Source organism: Marinobacter persicus (genome assembly GCF_002934325.1).
GTDB lineage: Bacteria > Pseudomonadota > Gammaproteobacteria > Pseudomonadales > Oleiphilaceae > Marinobacter > Marinobacter persicus_A.
Map to the genome: position 1 here is coordinate 1 of NZ_PTIV01000029.1, position 18,507 is coordinate 18,507.

An 18,507-nucleotide genomic window follows, 5' to 3' on the forward strand; every position below is an offset into this window, starting at 1 on the left:
TCATCGTGACGCATGAGTGTAGATATCCGATAAGCTTGGCGAACGACCGCTACATTATAAATGATGTTCGCTTACTTTCGTACCCATTAGTAATGGCCACAAAGGGCTGGTCCGCCCGGGGCGACTGCTGATGGATGTAGCGAGCCAGCACTTCTTTACCGGTTCCGCTTTCACCTGAAATCATCACGGTGGAATCACTGTTGGCCACCTTGCTGGCGAGCTGGAACATCCGAAGGCTGACCGGGTCCTCGGCCACCGGCTGGTCGTCGGATTTCTGACGACTGCCACCGACGATGTTGCTGACGGCATCCACCAGCACCTTGGGCTCAAAGGGCTTTACCAGGTAGTCGGTGGCTCCAGACTGCATAGCGGAAACCGCATCACTGATCTGGCCATACGCCGTAATCAGCATCATGGGCAGGCCAGGGTACAGTCGCTGCACTTCACCCAACAGTTCATGACCAGACATGCCAGGCATGTTCACATCGCTGACCACCATGTCCACCGGGCCTTTCGCCAGACTTGCCAGCGCCTGCTCACCGTTGGCGGCTTCACGCACCTGATACTTGGCAAGCTCCAGAGTGGTCACCAGCGCCTCACGCAGGTCGTGATCGTCTTCCACAATGAGAATTTGAGCCTTAGCCATGCTGTCTGCCTCCAATCAATTTATTATTCGTGACCGGCCAGGGTCGGCAACTGCAATTGTGCAACCGCGCCACCCTGCTCCGGCGAATGTATGGAAAACTCACCCTTATGGGCTTTGATCACCGCCTGGACCACCGCAAGACCAAGGCCGGTGCCGTGGGACTTGGTGGTGTAGAAAGCCTCGGTAATACGCCCGGCCTCATCGGCATGAAAACCGGGGCCATTGTCGATAACCCGAACGGTCAGTCCTGCGTGAGTGCTTTCGATAACCACCTGAACGTCGGTGGCACCCGCCTCAAGGCTGTTGTTGACCAGGTTGGTACAGGCGCCCACCAGGGCATCCCGATTGCACATCAGGTGGCAGTGACGATTGATCCGGTTAACCAGCGATACCGAAGAGCCCGGGGCGGTTTTCACCCCTTCAATGGCTGCTTCCAGCGCACCCACCAGTTTGTCCGCCGACAACTCTTCGGCCAGCCGGGTTTCACCGCGGGCAAAGATCAGCATGTCGCGCACCTGCTGCTCCAGATGAGTCAGGCGGGACATCAGCCGATCCGTGCAGCGTTGACGCATCTCTTCTTCCAGATCCGGCTGGCTCAGGTGGCCACCGTAAAGAATGGCCGCCGAAAGCGGGGTACGGATCTGGTGAGCCAGTGAGGCCACCATCTTACCCATGGCAGAAAGGCGCTGGGCGTGAGCGAGCTGGGACTGCAACTGGCGGGTTTCCGTCAGGTCGGTCAGCAGGATCAGCTGACCAGGCTGATTCTCCATGGTCCGGATCTCAATGCTTACCCGGCGGCCGTCCTTCAGGGAGACTTCGTGACCGTCATCGCGACGTGGAGCAAAGCAGCGACGGATAACATCCACCCAGCGCTCGCCATCCAGGGGCTCACCCAGCAGCCCAACGGCGGCGGGGTTGCATTGGGAGACCACACCGTTTTTGTCCAGGACCACGACGCCAGCAGGCAGGGCCTTGAGCAGTGTGGACAGCTGGTCCGCCAGCTGTTCCTTTTCTTCCAGCTCTTGCTGGCGCTGAAGTGACTCCTGGTTCAGCTCTCCAGACAACTGGTTCACCCGGGATTCGAGAGTACGGTAGGAATCGGTAATCTGCCGGGACATGCGGTTGAACAGGTCCAGGGCGGAATCGACGGCTTCGTCTTCCTGCTCTGGAAACAGCGCTGTCACCTTGTCGTTTACATCCGCAGCAGCATTCGGATCAACTGCGGCGTATTCGGGTTCCAAGACAAATTGTGCCTGACTCATAACTTTCTCCCTGAACCAGCCCTCTGTGGGCCAGCGCGATCGGATGTATCGTTACGAGCAGTTAAGCGACAACCGTGCCAGTTTCTATTTTCTCTTATTTTTCAATATCTAGAAGGATTCGAAGAAAGCGGGGCGACGATTTTCCGTCAGGCTTTTGAGGAGAGGCGGCGTCAGCGGTTACGAACCTTTGACGCCGCCAAAGGGGAAGGATCAGGCTTCTTCGGACTCCTCCCGGAGACCGTATTTGCGGACTTTTTCCACCAACGTGGTTCGACGGATGCAGAGCTTCTCCGCCGCTCGCGCCACCACGCCATCGGCTTCATCCAGGGCCTGCTGGATCAACTGCTTCTCCAAGGTGGCGAGGTAATCCTTCAAATCGAGGCCATTGACCGGCAGCAGGGCCGGGGCATCCAGCCCGACCAGTCCCGGAGCGTCGGACGGCAGTCCGCCCTCCTCCTCCAGCACCGGACTCTCATCATAGTCATCCACGTAGCGGAATTTCTTGGGCAATTCCTGAACGCCAATCACGCCGTAGGGATGCATGATCGCCAATCGCTCCACCAGATTGGCCAGCTCCCGGACATTACCCGGCCAGTCATGGCGGCACAGGCTCATGATCGCCGCTGAATTGAGTCGCAGAGATCCCCGTTTCTCTTTTTCCATACGAGCGATCAGTTCATTGATCAGCAGCGGAATGTCTTCGGCGCGCTCGCGCAGGGCCGGCATTTCAATGGGGAACACGTTCAGGCGGTAATACAGATCTTCCCGGAAATCCCCCGCCTCGATCATGTCTTCAAGGTTCTTGTGGGTGGCGGCAATCACACGCACATTGGCTGTCTGGGTCTTGTTGCTGCCCACTTTCTCGAACGTGCGCTCCTGCAACACGCGCAGGATCTTGACCTGCATGTTCAGGGGCATGTCACCGATTTCATCCAGAAACAGCGTGCCACCCTCGGCCAACTCGAAGCGGCCAACCCGGGCGGTGATTGCGCCGGTAAAGGCCCCTTTTTCATGGCCAAAAAGCTCGCTTTCCAGCAATTCGGCAGGAATCGCCCCGCAGTTCACCGGCACAAAGGGCTTGTCACGACGCGAGGAATGGTAGTGCAGATTACGGGCAACCACTTCCTTACCGGTACCGGATTCACCGGTGATCAGAACACTGACTTCTTTATCAGCCACCTGCTCCATCAACTGCCGCACCTGCTGAACCCGGCGGCTGGTGCCCACCAGGCTTCTGAACAGCTGTACCCCCCGCTGTCTGCCACGCTCCTGGGTGCGACTGTACTGGTCACGGTAGAGCTGGGCCCGGTAAAAAGAGTCGATAAACTTGGTGTAGTTCAGGGGCCATTCCATGCGGGCAATGACCCTGGAGGCGTATTCCTCCGCCAGACCATCCAGCTTCGGATTACCAACCAGCAGCACCGGCAGCCCCGAAATGTTCTTACACAGGTGCTCAATCGCCGGCAAGGGGTCCGCCTCTTCACCGTTGACGATGGCCATCATTGCATTTTCCCGGGCGGCCTCGTCAGCAAGCAGGGCCTTGGCATCCGCATCGGAAACCACCCTTTCTTCTCCAACGAATTCAAGGATCGTGACCAGATCACGACGCCTGGCGTCGTCACCGCTCAGCACCAGTACCGTGTTATTTTCTGACATTCACAGACTTCTCTGTCGGGGGGATTTGTGCCGTATTTAAGACTGTACCGTTCCCGGAGTCAATTTTATGACACTGATTTTTCCATGGTTATTTGGGGCGACCGGATGAAACGCCCTGATAGGCCCGGGCGGCATTGCGGTTCTGGTTAACGCCTTTCAGGGACTGCCGGGCCTCATCCCGCGCCTGAACCGCCTCCTGGTCAACGGTTTCAATAAACCGGTTCAGCGCTTCAAGGCGAACACGAACCTCCTCGGGGTCCACCTCCTGGTGTTTTAACGCCGCCATTACCGGCTCAACCGTTGGCTTGATTTCCTGGTTCAACTCAACCAACGCATCCCAATCCTGCTCCGCCAATGCGGCGTCCAACCGGGACTTGAGGTCGTCCAGTTCCTGAAGCGGGCTTTGCGACTCTGCCATGGCCTTTCTCCTGCCTGCGACTGGCGCATTTACACTGATTCCAGAATCATACGGGATTACCGATGGGACAAGAAGAGCCGCCTACCGGATCAGACACTGGAAAGACTCCGCGCAGGGAGAAATGCGCGAACAAAATTGGTATTATGGGCGGTCAAATTCAGTAGCGCTCACCCAGATTCCCGAGCGAGTCCGTACGCAGGTATCCCATGGCATCAAAGTGGTCTTCGGTGGTTTCTCAAAAGCTGTATCTGGCCAAGGTGTTGCTGGCCCAACTCGAACAGATCGATAGCGGCGCACTGCCCGATGGCCAACCACCGGCGGTGGCCAGACAGGCCTTGGCACAGGCCAGTGCGGAAATGCTACTGAGGGCCCAACGCGCCCTGTTGGTCATGGTCGCGCGCTACCATCAGCACAAGACGGCCAACCCTGCTTCTCTAACGGAACTCAAAGAACTGTTTGCCTACGAGGTGCCCGATGTCGGTGCCCTGGAGGAGCTGGCGAACGACAAAACCGGCTGGTGGGCGCAACTGGCGGAATTGGACAAGGCGCTGGGAGAACCCGCTGCCGCCCCAAAGGCGATAGCCGAAGAGAATCTGATTGCTGTCGCGGCGGATGAGGGGGCTGACTTCTCACCCTCAGCCCTCGAAAGAATCCGGAGCGCCATGGCGAGTTTTGCCCGTGAACTGGACGAACAACACAGTGAGTGGTAACACCCACCAACCCTCAACACTCAGGAATTCACCCAACATCCCATCAGGATAAAGGTTTAACGAATGTCTCCATCGTTTTTTGAAATTGTACAGCTTGCTAACGGCGACTATGCACTGCGCCGTGCAGATGATGACGAATCGGCACCTCTGGTGCGCATCTCATTTTCACAGGAAGCCCGGGACATGATGGAAGACCGGGACATGAACATTGCCAAGGCCATGATCGCAGCGGGAATTGAAGCCGCTGGCGACATCACCCACGACATCGACTGGGAAGAGGATGAGGCCGAGCTGGCAGAACCTCACTCCGGCCATACATTACACTGAGCCCGTTATCTCTGGCGCAATATGACGCCATGGCTACTGCCACTGACCGAGGCTTTCTGAAGGGACTCAAAAGCCTTGCGGCCGAGCTTGCCGGTCCAGAGTACGACGGCATGACAGGTACCGGCACCCAGTGCCCGCTCCGCCAACTGCAAGGCTGAGTAATCTGCGGATGAACGGAGCACCAGAATTTCACTGGCCACAATGCCGTGCATCTTCTGCCACTTGGACACCAACCCATGAGGCGGATCGATCCAGGCCAGCCAGCGCTTCTCCTGGTTAAGCTGGGTCAGCATGGGCAGCAGTAGCTGGAAGTTCTCCACCTGCCCCTCCGGCAGGATAATCTCGGTAACATTACCGGCCAGACGCTCTTTTGGCGGCACCACCTCGGCAGGCACTGGGGCCGCACCCTGGAAGGCCATTTTCTGGTTAAAGCTTAACTGTTCCATAACGTCCCCCTACCTGCTCAAAACTCCGGATCATCCGCCTTCAGTGCAGATCTGAACGCCGAATGACGCCCACACCCAAGCCTTCAATGAAGAGTTCCTGTTCCGCCAGGTCGACCTCAATAGGATCAAACTCCTCGTTTTCGGCAATCAACCAGACCTTGGAACCTTCCCGCCGGAAACGCTTGACCGTTACGTCTTCACCAATGCGGGCGACCACAACCTGTCCGTTCTGCACATCCTGCGTGGAGTGCACCGCCAACAGATCGCCATCCAGGATGCCGATGTCTTTCATACTCATCCCGCGAACCCGGAGCAGGTAGTCCGCAGAGGGTGAGAAGAACTCCGGCTGCACGGCGCAGTGGTCCTCGATATGCTCTTGCGCCAGTATCGGACTACCGGCGGCCACCTGCCCGACCACCGGCAGGCCGGGGTCCTGCTCCGCTTCTGGCAGACGAATGCCCCGACTGGCGCCCGGCACCATCTCGATAGCGCCTTTTCTGGCCAGCGCCCGCAAGTGTTCTTCCGCGGCATTGGCCGAGCGGAAACCCAGCTCCGCCGCGATTTCAGCGCGAGTGGGTGGATAACCGGTTTCATCAACATACCGGCGGATAATCTCAAGCACCTGGGATTGTCTGGCGGTCAGTTTCATAGGCTTGCTCCGGATTTAGGCCTGGTTTTATATACAGTCATTTGACTATATACAGTGTTTTATCCAGTGTAAAGCTCCGGACGGTTTCTTTTCAGGTTATACCGGGAGTCAACAGCCCCTTGCAATCCAGCAGGACACGCTCCACAGCTATGTTATGGTTGAAGCAATACATCCAAATGGAAGTGCCTGAATGAACACACCTGACCGTTGCAGAATGCCGGTCGCGAGTCGAACGGCCGAGGATCGGGAACGACACGTGGGCGTGGAAATCGAAATGTCCGGGCTCAGCTACCAGAACCTGGTGGCCTGCGCCGCGCGTATCCTGGATGGCAATACCGAGCTGGCGTCCCGCTATGTCACGCGGATCGACACGGAAAATGGCCCGTTTATCGTCGAACTGGATGCGGACCCGATCAAACAGCTGGAGCTGGATGATCCACGCCTGCCGGAGTCTGTTCGCAGTCTGGGCACCCATGCCATGACGATGATTGATTCCGCGGCTGAAAAGGTCGTACCGCTGGAAATCGTCAGCCCACCGGTGCCCTTCTCTCGGCTTGATATCGTGGAAACCCTGGTGGACGAGCTTCACAATGCCGGAGCACAGGGCAGTCGTGAAGCCATTTACTTCGCGTTCGGCCTGCAACTGAACCCGGAACTGCCGGACCTGGAAGCCACTACTATCGTCCGTTACCTCCAGGCCTTCGCACTGCTTTACGACTGGCTCAGGATTCGCCACCAACTCGATATCAGTCGCAAGTTCACGACCTACATCGAGCCCTGGAGCAGTCGGTATGTGCAGATCCTGCTTGCGGACAATTACTGCCCTGAGCTGCCCACGCTCATGGCCGATTACCTGGCCCACAACCCGACCCGCAACCGGGCGCTGGACCTGCTGCCGCTGTTTGCACACCTGGACCAGTCGCTACTGGAGACCTACGTGCATGATCCCCGGATCAAAAGCCGCCCCACCTTCCACTACCGGTTGCCGGACTGTGATATCGGCAACCCCAAATGGCACTTTTCCTCGGTGTGGAACGACTGGGTCATCCTCGACAACCTGGCCAACACTCCAGACGACCTGGAGGCCCTGCGTCAGCACTATCACGAGTGTCGGACCTTGAGCGTCCATAACCTGACTCATCCGTGGTGGGAGGCCACCGCTCAATGGCTCAATCGGAAGGGCTATGTCTGAACTCACCGATATTCCCGACAACCCCGGACTGACCATTGGCATCAGCGGCCCCCGGCGTTTCGGCACGGCCCAGCGACTCATCAACCTGGGGCTACGCCTGCACGGTGCCCGCACCCATTACATCCGCCCCGGCAGCCGGATCGACGTGTCGATGCTGGACGGACTGGTATTGTCCGGTGGTACCCATGTGCACCCGGAGCGTTATGGACAGGAGCCCCAGGTGATTGCCAGCTACGACCCGAAACGGGATCGTACCGATTACCAGCTTCTGGAAAAGGCAGAGGAGCTGCGCATACCGGTGCTGGGCATTTGCCGTGGGGCGCAGTTTATTAACGTATTCCACGGGGGATCGCTCTGCCAGAACGTCACCCCCCTGCGAAACAAAACACGCCATCGCCCCCTCCTGTTGCCCCTGCAGCGGGTTCAGCTCGTACAGGACAGCCGGATCGGCCGGCTGATGCACGACACCCGGATCGGCGCCAATCGCATCCACAGTCAGGCCATCAAACGCCTGGGGCGCAACCTCCGGGTAACGGGGCTGGACGACGATCTGTTCGTACAGGCCATTGAAAACACCGGACAGCAATGGCTGATGGGCATCCAGTGGCACCCGGAATACCTGCTTTACCATGCCGGCCATCGGCGCATTTTCAGTCACTTTGTCCATGCAGCACGGGCCCGGAAACTGGAACGGCTGCACAGACAACGGTCGGCAACAGCCGAACAAGGAGAAGAGTCATGAAGAAGACCTTAAGCACCCTGGTGCTGGCAGCAGGCGTACTAGGCACCGCAGCCCTGCCACTGACGGCTGCCGCCGGCGAGATCAGCCTAAGAGGGGAAGGCACGGTAAACTACACGCCAGATAGCGCCCGACTGCAATTCACAGCCAGTGCCGAGCATGAGCGACCGGAGAAGGCCTCTGAACAGGTGGCCGAGGCCATGAAACAGTGGCGCCGAGCCATTAGACCCTACCGGGATGAACTGAAAGACTACTCGGACGCCAATCTCACCCTGTATACCCGCCGGCTTCCGGTACGCGACAACAACGAAAAACAGGAAACACGGGCCGTCGCAAGCCAGACCGTCAGTTTCACCATTGCCGATCTGGAGCTGCTGAACCCTCTGATCGACCAGGCTCAGAAGATTGGCCTGCAATACCACCTGGGCCCCCAGCAGTTTTTCCATTCGGATGACGCAGAACTGGAAAAACAGGCGCTGGCCCGAGCCATTCAGGACGCCAGGGAGCGCTGCCAGTTTGTCGCCAGCCAGCTGGAGCAACGCTGCGGCGAGGTTGTCTCACTGAGTGTTGATGGTGGTCGTCGCCCCGTCACCATGATGCGGGCAGAGGCAAGCTCAGGCGGGGACGCGGTTTCAAGCATTGGGCCCCGGGAAATCAACGCCAGCGTAAGCGCAACCTTCGAATTGGATTGATCCCGGCTCAAAAATCCCGGGTATAGAAGATATCCAGTGACGCGGCCAGCCCACTGGCCGCCTCCAGATAAAAATACCGGCCCAGATCATAACGCAGCGCAACCGTGGTGATGGGCTCAAAGATGCCCACGCCATAGCGGAGGCTCAGGTCCTCGGTAATGTAGCCACTGGCCACGACCGAGGCCTCATCGCCGGATCCTTCGGTCTCGAGGGTCAGGTCCTGTATGCCCAATTCATTACCAATACCACGCGTTATCCCGCTGACCTGGGTCAGGCCCAGGGATATGGCGGCCTGACTCAGCTGCCCATCTTCCGCCTGACCGCCCCGGGGTGGTCGCCCCAGCACCAGATAGGACAAGACGTCAGCCTGCGGCATGGGTGGTTCGGAGAACACTTCGGTTTCCGGCGCACTTGCCGGCCCACTGATGCGGATGCCCGCCACCACGGTATCAACGGTACGGATCGCTTCGATATCCAGGTACGGCTCGGTCAATGGACCGACGAACTGGACGCGCGCCCGACGCAATTCGAGTTCCACCCCGAACTTTTCATAATTGCCGTCAACCAGCTGCAGGGCGCCCCGCGTTTCCATGTTATCGCTGATACGCAACGTGCCTTCGAGATCACCGGTGATGCCGAAGGCCTCGAACGTCACCTGATCCTCACCGACAATGACCGTGACATCCATGGGCATGTTGCGAATGGTTGGCTCCTCCCGCTCCACACCCACAATGACTTCATCTTCGGACACCGTAACGGCGGATTCCGGGATCTCGGGGATCTCGATGTCCCCACGGGGCACCGCCACCTCACCTGAGATGGACAGCTCACCGCTCCGGAAGCGAATGTCCAGATCCGGCTCCAGCTCGACCCGCGCATAGGGTTCGTAGGTCACCGGCAGGCGCTCGCCGGTGATGTTCATCGCCAGCTCCGGTGTCTGGGTCCAGTCCAGACTACCGTCAAGTTGCCCACTGCTGCGGTCATTGCTCTTCCATCGACCACTGATATCGGCACTGCGACCCTGGAACTCCAACACCAGCACAGCGTCTTCCATGGGCAGCGGCAAATCGGGGTCGAAGAAACTCCCTTCGGTCAGCGCCAACTCGCCGTAGACCTCCGGATTCATCAGCGGCCCGGATAACCGCCCCTGGCCATTGATGGTGCCATTGACCTTTTCCAGGCCGGACAGGGCCTGGGCCAGGGACAGATCCAGGGAATCCAGACTGAAACGGCCATCAATCGACCGGCCTTCTGACATTGGGTCCACCGAAATATTGGCGTTGAACCTACCGAGCTTAGGCCCTGCCATAACCACCGTCAGGTCCGCCTGCCGGGGCTCCAGTTCCAGGCCAAGCTCCATCCGTCGGTGCTCCAGCCTCTCCCATTCATCCAGCACCAGGAATTCGAAGCCTCCACGCCCGGCATCGAGACGAAGCTCGCCTTCTGGACCTGTGTCTGTCAGCGCCAGATCGAGAGTGGCATTGAGCTGGGCGTCCCAACGGAAAGTCTCGGGGAACAGTGGCTCCAGTGCTTGCGCGGGGAAATCCCGCATTCTCAACGCCAACCGGGTATTCGGCCAGAGCTGCTGGTCCTCCGCACAGATCGAACTGTCATTCCAGCGCCAACAATGCTGGCCAAGGGTAACTTCTCTTGACTGGCTCACGGTCAGGCTCGCGGGACCTTCCAATTGCCAGGTCTGGCCTGGGCCGGGAATTTCAATGTCACCCCGATTCAAAGCGCCCTGCCAGAGGGAGTCCCCCGACTCCAACCCTCCAGCCAGGGTCAATGCTACCGTTGCATCTGCATGGCTGGCCTGCACCGACAGTTCATGCTGCCCCCGGGTGCCATTGAGGTTGGCATCAATGCGTTGCAACACCTGACCACCCGCGTTCAGCCCCAAGACCTCCAGCTCAGAGGACAAAACGCCCCCGGATGTCAGATCGGCCCGCAAGTCGGCTTCATCCACGGCGACGGCGTCCTGCCAGGCGAGCCCTTGGGCCTGCAACGACGCTGTTCCCGTCGGGTCCTCGACTGTCCCCGACAGCTCAAGCTCCGCCGACAGCCTTCCCTCCAGGCCGGGTAACAAACGTTCCGGCTGCGGTAGGCGGGCGGACAGATTGGCTTGAAGCTCCTCGCCGTATCGGCCGCTACCCTCGACCCGATTGTCCGCCACGGTGATCAACAGATCTTCCAAAACCCAATTCTGACCGTCACCGGCAAGGGCACCACGGGCAGCCGCTGCCTCCTTCTGCCAACGGCCCTGCAGATCCCAATCCAGTGTCATGTCCGGCGCCCCGCTAACCAACCGGCCCTCGGTGCTAACCTGCCCGTTCAAACTGGCCTCGAGCATGGGCACCCAATAGCCCGGGTTGAACTGCTCCAGCTGAAACTGCCCCTGCCAGGCAAGCGGCCCGGCAAAAGCCAGCTTGCCGTCACCGGTCAGGGAACCGGCACCGGTGCTAATGTCTAATTGGGTGATGCGCACAGATTCAAGATCCCCTTCCAGCAACGCATCCAGGCTGGCGTCGCCCTGGGGGCCAGTGACGTCGGCTTTCAGGTCCGCACTGTAAGATTCGTTACGGTAGCTGGCGCTTCCCTGCAGTTGCTGAATCACCACCGGCGGCGCGGACAGGTCCGGGATCAGGCTATACCAGGGGAAGCGCTGCATATCGACCTCAGCCTGGGCGCTCAGTTCTTCGTCCCAGGAGGCCTGCCCGTTCATTTCCAGGTGACCAGTCCCGTCGCCACCCCCGGCCGCAGGACCACTGAGCCTGAGTTTGAGCTCTTCCACCGCTTGGGTGGTCACCAGGCCTTTGGCCGATGCGGAAATATCACCCGTTGTTCCGGGCAGCAATGCGTTAATCCTGGTACGAAAGCCCTTGGCCAGCGATCCCTGCAGGGATAGCGCCCAGTCCTGCAAGGTCAGCGTTTCAGGCAGGGTGTGGTATGGCAGAAATTGGCGGGATTGGAGCCCTAACTCAGCCGGAAGGGACGGATCGAGCGGCTGGGCCGTGCCGGAAAATTCCGCGTCCAGATAACCCCGGCTTGTGCCCGTCAGACGCACATCCCGCACACTGCCGCCCAGGTTCAGGTCCAGCGCCCAATTATCACCGGAAGGCGGAGGCAGCTGAACGCCCAGGTCCACATCCAGGGGCCAGTCGCCACGCAATTCCACCCGCCCCTCGGCGGTAACCACAATGTCGTCACGCTGGTATCGCGCCTGCTCCAGCGTCATGGCGGCTCCGGAACCACCGGCAGCCAACGTCAACTGGTCCCAGATTTTCGTCCCATTAACCGTCAGGGCTCCCAGGTCAACATCATTGATCGCAACCGCCACCGGCAGGTTGATTTCAGGCAGGTCGAGGGCGGTGGTCCGAGCGGGGCCAGGGTCCGCTGCGGGCTGGACATCGACGCTGACATCTGTGACCTTCAGGGTGTCCAGACAGACGGTTTTTCGCAAAAGGCAACTCGGCGACCAGGCAATAACCGGGTCATCGATTCGCAACGTAACACCATACCCCTGCCAATCCAGTTCCTCGGCCTGCCACTGCCCCAGCAGTGACCCCCGGCCAGCCTCGGCCTCCAGGCCAGGCACCTGATCAATCACCCAGGCGGTGCCGGTTTCAGAACGCAGGGCAAGCAGAATCACTGTGATCAGCACCAATGGCAATATCAGCAGCAGGCCGAGCAGCACCAGCGCCCAGAACCACCATCGACGCCGCAACGGTGGCTTCACAGCCTGCTCAGAGGAGCCGCCCTCCGGTGCCTGTTGTGATTGCTGCTCGGTCACAGTTCCGGCCCCATCGAGAAGTGAATGCGCCAGCCGCCGCCGAATTCTTCATCCAGCCCCCTGGCCAGGTCCAACCGCAGGGGGCCCAGTGGGCTGACCCAACGAACCCCCATACCCACGCCGGTTGCCTGCTCATCCGTGAGATTGTTCATGGCATTACCGCGATCAATGAAAGTTGCCACGCGCCAGTCTTCAATAAATTCATACTGGTATTCAACGCTGCCCACCAGCATGTAGCGGCCGCCCACCGCATCACCATCCTCATCTTCCGGTGACAGAGTTTCATAGCCATAGCCACGCACACTCTGGTCACCACCGGCAAAAAACCGCAGGGACGGCGGCACATCCTCAAAGTCATTTGTAGCTATGGCGCCAACATCAAACCGGGCCAGGAACCGATGGTTGTCCGCCAGGGTATATAGCCCCTTGGTCAGAAAATTCACATGCAGGATATCTGCATCGGACAGCACCGCCCGGTGGGCCCCGACCACATCCACCTGAACGCGAAATCCCCGGGAAGGGTCAATCGGTGAATCGGCTTGCAGTTTCGAATAGCTGACACCAGGTAACAGCAAGCTGGACGTTTCCCGATCGTCGTCACCAATGCGGAAGCGCTCTTCTTCCCACTTCAGGGACAACACCTGCATCCATCCGGAATCCAGTTGGTGATTCCACTGCTGGCCCAAAGTCAGGCGTTGGGAGTCCACATCTTCAATCTGCTCGCGCTGATAACCCGCCGTCGCCCGCCACGAATCGGTCATGGGCGGATCCAGCGGAATCTCATACCAGCCGGCCACGTTCTGACGCAGCTGGGACAACTCCGTTTCGGCACCTCGCTTATGGCCCTGCGGGTTGATGTAGTGTTCTCGCCAATTCCCACGAAATCTCGGGCCCACATCGGTGGAAAAGCCAACGCCGGCAGAGATGGATCGCGGAGGCCGGGGCGTCAGGTTCACGTTAACAGGGATCACACCGTCCTTGGCGGAAGTGGGTGAGGCATCGACATCAACGCCGGAGAAATAACCGCTGTTGGACAGATCGCGACTCAGACGGGCGACCTTGTCGGCGTGGTAAGGGCTGTGGGGATCAAACTGAATAAAACGTTCCAAGAGCTCATCATCGAACCCATGCCCTTCCCGGAAATTGACTTCGCCGAGGTAATAACGAGGACCGGTCTGATAATGCAGGGTGATATCCGCCACCTGTTTCGAAGGGTCCACTTCCAGGCGTCGGGTGATAAATTCACCGTCAAAATATCCAAGCCGACTGGCGCGGGCCATGATGGCATTGCGCAGGGCATCGTATCGCCCGTGATGGAGTATATCGCCTTCCGCGGGACTCACTGGCAGCACATCCCTGAAATCCGCACTGGCGCCTTCAGGGCCTTCAATCACCACGTCCCGTGTGCGGATCCGAACCGGGGTTCCTGGCTCAATAGTCAGGGTTAACTGCGCGGGTTCGCCCTCGGGCTCGGAAACCTCCCAGCGGATGTCAGGCCGGTAATAGCCCAAAGCCCGTACCGCCTGCCGGGCCTGGTCCACGGCAGTAGAGGCATAGCGGCGCAACCCGTCGGCCGTGCGCCCCTCCACTTCCCCGACCCGCAGCCTTGCGTTTTCCTCCAGTTCGCTGAAGTCACCCTCGACCTTAACCCTGATCTGATCGGCAAGCACAACGGGAGCAAACCATGGCAGGACCAGAAAGCATGCGGTGGCAACCAGGAAATGCAGGTGTTTGGACAATGGCATACTCGGCGAATGAATCCAGTCTGAATCGAATGAAAACTTTTGGCACAGTCACTACGAGTGTAACGAAAGACAAAACAGGCAGGCATAAAAAAAGCAGATCCGGTCGGATCTGCTTTCTTTAAAATCTGGTGGGTGGTGCAGGGATCGAACCTGCGACCCTCGCCTTGTAAGGGCGATGCTCTCCCAGCTGAGCTAACCACCCTGGAAGATGGCGGAGCGGACGGGACTCGAACCCGCGACCCCCGGCGTGACAGGCCGGTATTCTAACCAACTGAACTACCGCTCCGCAGACTTGAGTTTGGTGGGTGGTGCAGGGATCGAACCTGCGACCCTCGCCTTGTAAGGGCGATGCTCTCCCAGCTGAGCTAACCACCCGCTTGCAGCGTTGCTGTCTCAACTCAAGTGGGAGCGCATTTTAAGCATTTCCCTGGCTGTGTCAAACGTTTTCCGGAAAAAAACCAAAGTTTTTAATCACACCCATGAAAACGAACAGTTAATAAACAAAAATCAGTACCTTGGACAAAAAAGCATCGCCACCCAATCACTGGGAACGGAGCTGGTTTACCTCTTCGGACAAACGCACTAACCGCGAGGTCAATTGAGAGCGGGAAGCATCAATGGCACGCACGGTGTCCTTCAGTTGGTTCAGCTCATTACGCAGCACCTGAACCCGCTGATCCCCCGCGAGAGCATCCACCTGCTTCTCGAGGGAGGCGATACGACTATCCAGGCCATCAATGGTTAATTGCTGCTCACGTGCAAATCGTTGCAGGCGGCGGTCCACCTGCTCGCCCACACCCGCCATTTGCTCCTGCAGTGCGGCCAACTCCGTGGTCATGCCCTGGTCAGCTTGCTCCAACTCGGCCACAGCACCGCTCAAACGCTGACGCAACTGCTCCAGATCGCCTGCGAGCGAGGAGCGGGTCTGCTCCAACGTGGTCTTCACATCGGCCACCGCCTTGCTGTTCTCCGTGAGCTTGCCACTTAACTCCGTCAATTGCTGCTGATGATCGTCCAGACGCTGCTTGTTCCTCTCGTTGGCAATCGCCCAGAGTTTACGAATCTCACTGTCCGCCGTATCCAGCCGCCCGGCATTCGCTGCGATCTGGTCTTCCAGCGACGCACCCCGTTCCTGAAGGGATTCACCGGTTTCCGACAGATCCCCCTCAAACCGCGCCAGCGCCAGCTTACTCTGCCGCGCCCACTGATCGGTTTCCTCCAACTGTGCCTGAAGCTCATTGATACGCTCATGCTGGAGATACCACCCTGCGCCCGCCCCAAGCGCAACCACAAGCAACAACAGCCAGAGCCCTACGGGAGTGCGGAAACCGGCCCCCCCACCAGCGTCTGAGGCAACCACCTGCGAACCACCGGAATCCCGACCGGAATGCCCCTTGGGACTGTTTTTCTTAACGGTGTCCGACTCTTTTTTATCGGCTCCGCCAACCGGCGCTCTTGTTCTTAACTCATCATCATCCGGGCGAATGGGTTCCATTTACGCTCCTGCAGTTTGTTTGGTTGCGGCCCTGATCATACCCAATCCGTGTACACAGCTGAAAGTTGCACGCCTATTAGCCAGGACATACAATGGCCGGCTTTCCAATTATCTTCTCAGGACGTTGCATATGCAGCCGCTTGTAGGACTGATCATGGGCTCCAAGTCGGATTGGCCCACCATGGAACACGCCGCCAACATGCTCGACACACTCGGCGTGCCCTACGAAACCAAAGTCGTCTCTGCCCACCGTACCCCGGACCTACTGTTTGACTACGCCAAAAGCGCCAACGAGCGGGGCCTGAAAGTCATCATCGCCGGCGCCGGAGGCGCGGCTCACCTGCCGGGCATGGTGGCCTCCCAGACTTCCCTGCCGGTGTTGGGCGTTCCCGTACAGTCCAAGGCATTGAACGGTCTGGACTCCCTGCTGTCTATCGCCCAGATGCCGGGCGGCGTAGCCGTGGGCACCCTTGCCATTGGCAACTCCGGCGCCAAAAATGCCGGACTGCTGGCTGCACAGATTCTCGGAACCGCCGACAGCGAGCTGCAGAAAAAAGTGGATGCGTTCCGCGCAGAGCAGACCCAAAGCGTCCTGGACAATCCTGATCCAAGGGATCAATGAGTTTAACTTCAGAGCTTGACTGAGCCTGCCGGGTAGCCCTTTCCAAAACTGTGCGGAGCCAGGGATGGCGGAGCCCAAGCGACACAGGGAGGTGCCGCAAGGAGCGTGTTTTGGAAAGGGCTACCCGGCAGGCTCATACTCCGAAAGCTGGATAAAGCAGGAGACCCCGAATGAAAATTGGCGTACTAGGCGCAGGCCAACTCGGCCGCATGCTGGCCCTGGCCGGCTATCCACTGGCCAAAGATTTCGTATTCTACGACATGTCCGGCAAGCCCAGCGCCGGCATTGGCGAGACCATTGTCGACCCCGAAGGCACCCAGCTCGACGACTTCCTCAACAAAGTTGACCGGGTCACCTACGAATTCGAACACCTACCCGTGGAAGTGGCCGAGAAGCTCGCCGAGCACAAACCGGTACACCCCTGCCCTCGCGCCCTGGAGGTCTGCCAGAACCGTGAGGCCGAGAAAACCCTGTTTGGCCGCCTTGGCATCCCCACCCCACAGTGGCAGGTTGCCGACAGCGCCGAGAGCCTGAAATCAGCCGCCGAGGAACTGGGCTGCCCGGTGGTAGCCAAATCCATCACTGAAGGCTACGACGGCAAGGGCCAGGCCGTGCTCAAAAGCCCGGAAGAGGCCGAACAGGCCTGGGCCTCCATTGGCCACCCGCGGGTAATCGTCGAAAAATTCGTCAATTTTACCCGGGAAGTCTCCATTATCGCGGTGCGTGCGGAAGACGGCGAACTGGCCTTCTACCCCATGGCGGAGAACACCCACCACGAAGGCATCCTGCGCTACTCCATTGCCCCGGCACCACAACTGCAACCACACGTGCAGGCCGACGCCGAGGATTACATCAAATCACTGCTGAACGAACTGAACTACGTCGGCGTACTGACCCTCGAACTGTTCGAAACCCCGGAAGGCCTGATGGCCAACGAAATGGCACCGCGCGTCCATAACTCCGGGCACTGGACCATCGAAGGCGCCATGACCAGCCAGTTCGAAAATCACATTCGCGCCGTCAGCGGCCATCCACTGGGTAACGTCGCGGCTCGCGGTGTCAGTTGCATGATCAACATCATCGGCGAACACGGTGACATTGAACGAATCCTGGAACTGCCCTACGCTCATGTTCATCTGTACAACAAGGGCGAACGCCCGGGCCGGAAGCTGGGCCACGTGAACATCCTCGCGGACAGCTACGAAGAACTGGTGTGGCGAGTGAAAAACTGCGCCCAGTTTCTGCCCGGTTGCCCGGAGTTTGAAAGCTCCTTAACAGGAAAATGAAAACAAGGGGTTGATTTAACTCAAACCAACCCTATATTCCTGAGACGTACATTCACGAAAACAGAGAGACAGGGAGAACGACCTCATGGCATTTGAACTTCCCGCATTGCCGTACGAAAAGAACGCACTGGAACCGCACATCTCCCAGGAAACCCTGGAGTACCATTACGGCAAGCATCACAACACCTACGTGACCAAGCTGAACGGTCTGATTGAAGGTACCGACAACGCCAACAAATCTCTGGAAGAGATTATCAAGAGCGCCAGCGGCCCGCTGTTCAACAACGCCGCTCAGGTCTGGAACCACACCTTCTACTGGCACTGCCTGGCTCCGAATGGCGGTGGTGAGCCGACTGGTCCCGCCAAGGAAGCCATCGAAAAGGCCTTCGGCTCTTTCGAAGACTTCAAGAAAGAGTTCAACGACAAGGCCGCCAACAACTTTGGTTCTGGCTGGACCTGGCTGGTCAAGAAGGCGGACGGCAGCGTTGCCATCGTCAACACCAGCAACGCGGAAACTCCGCTGACAGGCGAAGACAAGCCGGTTCTGACTGTTGATGTGTGGGAGCACGCCTACTACATCGATTACCGGAACAGCCGTCCGAACTATCTGGAAGCGTTCTGGAATCTGGTCAACTGGGATTTCGTGAACGAAAACCTGGCCTGATCAGCAGCCATTGGCTGACAGCAGCTTCGACTGCTACCCAAACACCCGTCGGGCCCCGCCCGGCGGGTGTTTTTTATCGCAAAAAAGAAAAATTCGACCAAACTCCATGAAGTTGCAAAAAAACTCGTCCATACTCTGCAACTTGTTAACGTGATAATCTCAAATCTC

General features: G+C 58.7%; 16 protein-coding genes, 3 tRNA genes and 1 pseudogene. 8 read left to right on the plus strand and 12 right to left on the minus strand.

The genetic code is table 11. The annotated features are described in order from the left end of the window. Positions 1–91: 91 nt before the first annotated feature. From BY454_RS13475 to BY454_RS13490, 4 genes and pseudogenes are all read right to left on the minus strand, one after another. Positions 92–646: pseudogene (locus tag BY454_RS13475) on the minus strand (sigma-54-dependent transcriptional regulator); the annotation flags it as partial. Between the two features lie 23 nt (positions 647–669). After that, complete coding sequence (locus BY454_RS13480) at positions 670–1,908, minus strand: sensor histidine kinase (RefSeq protein ID WP_104415903.1); 1,239 nt, start codon at positions 1,906–1,908, stop codon at positions 670–672. Between the two features lie 210 nt (positions 1,909–2,118). Continuing rightward, positions 2,119–3,564 (minus strand): sigma-54 dependent transcriptional regulator, encoded by a 1,446-nt coding sequence (locus BY454_RS13485; protein ID WP_104415904.1) that lies wholly within the window; start codon positions 3,562–3,564, stop codon positions 2,119–2,121. 88 nt (positions 3,565–3,652) lie between these two features. After that, positions 3,653–3,982 (minus strand): flagellar protein FliT, encoded by a 330-nt coding sequence (locus BY454_RS13490; RefSeq protein ID WP_104415905.1) that lies wholly within the window; start codon positions 3,980–3,982, stop codon positions 3,653–3,655. Positions 3,983–4,188: 206 nt separating this feature from the next. On the opposite strand from BY454_RS13490, the gene BY454_RS13495 reads away from it, so the two are divergent. Both BY454_RS13495 and BY454_RS13500 read left to right on the plus strand, forming a co-directional pair. Continuing rightward, a complete protein-coding gene (locus BY454_RS13495) occupies positions 4,189–4,692 on the plus strand; it encodes a DUF6586 family protein (protein WP_104415906.1) in 504 nt (167 codons plus the stop codon). A gap of 63 nt (positions 4,693–4,755) precedes the next feature. Continuing rightward, a complete protein-coding gene (locus BY454_RS13500; RefSeq protein WP_104415907.1) occupies positions 4,756–5,019 on the plus strand; it encodes a hypothetical protein in 264 nt (87 codons plus the stop codon). A gap of 5 nt (positions 5,020–5,024) precedes the next feature. Here BY454_RS13500 and BY454_RS13505 read toward each other — a convergent pair whose 3' ends face one another. Together BY454_RS13505 and lexA are read right to left on the minus strand one after the other, a co-directional pair. Continuing rightward, complete coding sequence (locus BY454_RS13505) at positions 5,025–5,465, minus strand: cell division inhibitor SulA (RefSeq protein ID WP_104415908.1); 441 nt, start codon at positions 5,463–5,465, stop codon at positions 5,025–5,027. A gap of 40 nt (positions 5,466–5,505) precedes the next feature. After that, entirely contained in the window at positions 5,506–6,114 is a 609-nt protein-coding gene (gene lexA, locus BY454_RS13510; protein ID WP_104415909.1) for a transcriptional repressor LexA, read from the minus strand. Positions 6,115–6,304: 190 nt separating this feature from the next. Here lexA and BY454_RS13515 point away from each other — a divergent pair, with 190 nt between their 5' ends. From BY454_RS13515 to BY454_RS13525, 3 genes are read left to right on the plus strand one after another with little or no spacing between them, the layout of a single operon-like run. Beyond that, positions 6,305–7,306, plus strand: a complete 1,002-nt coding sequence (locus tag BY454_RS13515; protein WP_104415910.1) for an amidoligase family protein — start codon at positions 6,305–6,307, stop codon at positions 7,304–7,306. Further along, on the plus strand, positions 7,299–8,048 hold the full coding sequence (locus BY454_RS13520) for a gamma-glutamyl-gamma-aminobutyrate hydrolase family protein (protein ID WP_104415911.1): 750 nt from the start codon (positions 7,299–7,301) through the stop codon (positions 8,046–8,048). The genes BY454_RS13515 and BY454_RS13520 overlap by 8 nt, the downstream gene beginning before the upstream one ends. After that, positions 8,045–8,737 (plus strand): SIMPL domain-containing protein, encoded by a 693-nt coding sequence (locus BY454_RS13525; RefSeq protein WP_104415912.1) that lies wholly within the window; start codon positions 8,045–8,047, stop codon positions 8,735–8,737. Before BY454_RS13520 ends, BY454_RS13525 begins: the two co-directional genes overlap by 4 nt. Before the next feature lie 7 nt (positions 8,738–8,744). Here BY454_RS13525 and BY454_RS13530 read toward each other — a convergent pair whose 3' ends face one another. From BY454_RS13530 to BY454_RS13555, 6 genes are all read right to left on the minus strand, one after another. Then, positions 8,745–12,527 (minus strand): translocation/assembly module TamB domain-containing protein, encoded by a 3,783-nt coding sequence (locus BY454_RS13530; RefSeq protein WP_258075660.1) that lies wholly within the window; start codon positions 12,525–12,527, stop codon positions 8,745–8,747. Further along, on the minus strand, positions 12,524–14,272 hold the full coding sequence (locus BY454_RS13535) for an autotransporter assembly complex protein TamA (RefSeq protein ID WP_104415913.1): 1,749 nt from the start codon (positions 14,270–14,272) through the stop codon (positions 12,524–12,526). The genes BY454_RS13530 and BY454_RS13535 overlap by 4 nt, the downstream gene beginning before the upstream one ends. A 126-nt stretch (positions 14,273–14,398) precedes the next feature. After that, positions 14,399–14,474: transfer RNA gene (locus tag BY454_RS13540), tRNA-Val, on the minus strand. A 7-nt stretch (positions 14,475–14,481) separates the two neighbouring features. Then, positions 14,482–14,558 (minus strand) — tRNA-Asp (locus BY454_RS13545). A gap of 13 nt (positions 14,559–14,571) precedes the next feature. Continuing rightward, positions 14,572–14,647: transfer RNA gene (locus BY454_RS13550), tRNA-Val, on the minus strand. Positions 14,648–14,813: 166 nt separating this feature from the next. Beyond that, a complete protein-coding gene (locus BY454_RS13555; protein WP_104415914.1) occupies positions 14,814–15,767 on the minus strand; it encodes a hypothetical protein in 954 nt (317 codons plus the stop codon). A gap of 130 nt (positions 15,768–15,897) precedes the next feature. Between BY454_RS13555 and purE the strand changes: the two genes are divergently transcribed. The 3 genes from purE to sodB all read left to right on the plus strand — a co-directional run bounded on the left by purE (position 15,898) and on the right by sodB (position 18,339). After that, entirely contained in the window at positions 15,898–16,389 is a 492-nt protein-coding gene (gene purE, locus BY454_RS13560) for a 5-(carboxyamino)imidazole ribonucleotide mutase (RefSeq protein WP_104415915.1), read from the plus strand. A 170-nt stretch (positions 16,390–16,559) separates the two neighbouring features. Next, entirely contained in the window at positions 16,560–17,675 is a 1,116-nt protein-coding gene (locus BY454_RS13565) for a 5-(carboxyamino)imidazole ribonucleotide synthase (protein WP_104415916.1), read from the plus strand. Between the two features lie 85 nt (positions 17,676–17,760). Then, positions 17,761–18,339, plus strand: coding sequence for a superoxide dismutase [Fe] (gene sodB / locus BY454_RS13570; protein ID WP_104415917.1), 579 nt, complete (start codon positions 17,761–17,763; stop codon positions 18,337–18,339). The last annotated feature ends 168 nt before the right edge of the window (positions 18,340–18,507 follow it).

Excerpts from the sequence above, each read along its gene's own strand:
- BY454_RS13535 (WP_104415913.1), bottom strand. The coding sequence starts at position 14,272 with ATGCCATTGTCCAAACACCTGCATTTCCTGGTTGCCACCGCATGCTTT.
- BY454_RS13520 (WP_104415911.1), top strand. The coding sequence starts at position 7,299 with ATGTCTGAACTCACCGATATTCCCGACAACCCCGGACTGACCATTGGC.
- BY454_RS13490 (WP_104415905.1), bottom strand. The coding sequence starts at position 3,982 with ATGGCAGAGTCGCAAAGCCCGCTTCAGGAACTGGACGACCTCAAGTCC.
- BY454_RS13515 (WP_104415910.1), top strand. The coding sequence starts at position 6,305 with ATGAACACACCTGACCGTTGCAGAATGCCGGTCGCGAGTCGAACGGCC.
- BY454_RS13495 (WP_104415906.1), top strand. The coding sequence starts at position 4,189 with ATGGCATCAAAGTGGTCTTCGGTGGTTTCTCAAAAGCTGTATCTGGCC.
- sodB (WP_104415917.1), top strand. The coding sequence starts at position 17,761 with ATGGCATTTGAACTTCCCGCATTGCCGTACGAAAAGAACGCACTGGAA.
- BY454_RS13485 (WP_104415904.1), bottom strand. The coding sequence starts at position 3,564 with ATGTCAGAAAATAACACGGTACTGGTGCTGAGCGGTGACGACGCCAGG.
- lexA (WP_104415909.1), bottom strand. The coding sequence starts at position 6,114 with ATGAAACTGACCGCCAGACAATCCCAGGTGCTTGAGATTATCCGCCGG.
- BY454_RS13555 (WP_104415914.1), bottom strand. The coding sequence starts at position 15,767 with ATGGAACCCATTCGCCCGGATGATGATGAGTTAAGAACAAGAGCGCCG.
- BY454_RS13525 (WP_104415912.1), top strand. The coding sequence starts at position 8,045 with ATGAAGAAGACCTTAAGCACCCTGGTGCTGGCAGCAGGCGTACTAGGC.
- BY454_RS13500 (WP_104415907.1), top strand. The coding sequence starts at position 4,756 with ATGTCTCCATCGTTTTTTGAAATTGTACAGCTTGCTAACGGCGACTAT.
- BY454_RS13505 (WP_104415908.1), bottom strand. The coding sequence starts at position 5,465 with ATGGAACAGTTAAGCTTTAACCAGAAAATGGCCTTCCAGGGTGCGGCC.
- purE (WP_104415915.1), top strand. The coding sequence starts at position 15,898 with ATGCAGCCGCTTGTAGGACTGATCATGGGCTCCAAGTCGGATTGGCCC.
- BY454_RS13480 (WP_104415903.1), bottom strand. The coding sequence starts at position 1,908 with ATGAGTCAGGCACAATTTGTCTTGGAACCCGAATACGCCGCAGTTGAT.
- BY454_RS13565 (WP_104415916.1), top strand. The coding sequence starts at position 16,560 with ATGAAAATTGGCGTACTAGGCGCAGGCCAACTCGGCCGCATGCTGGCC.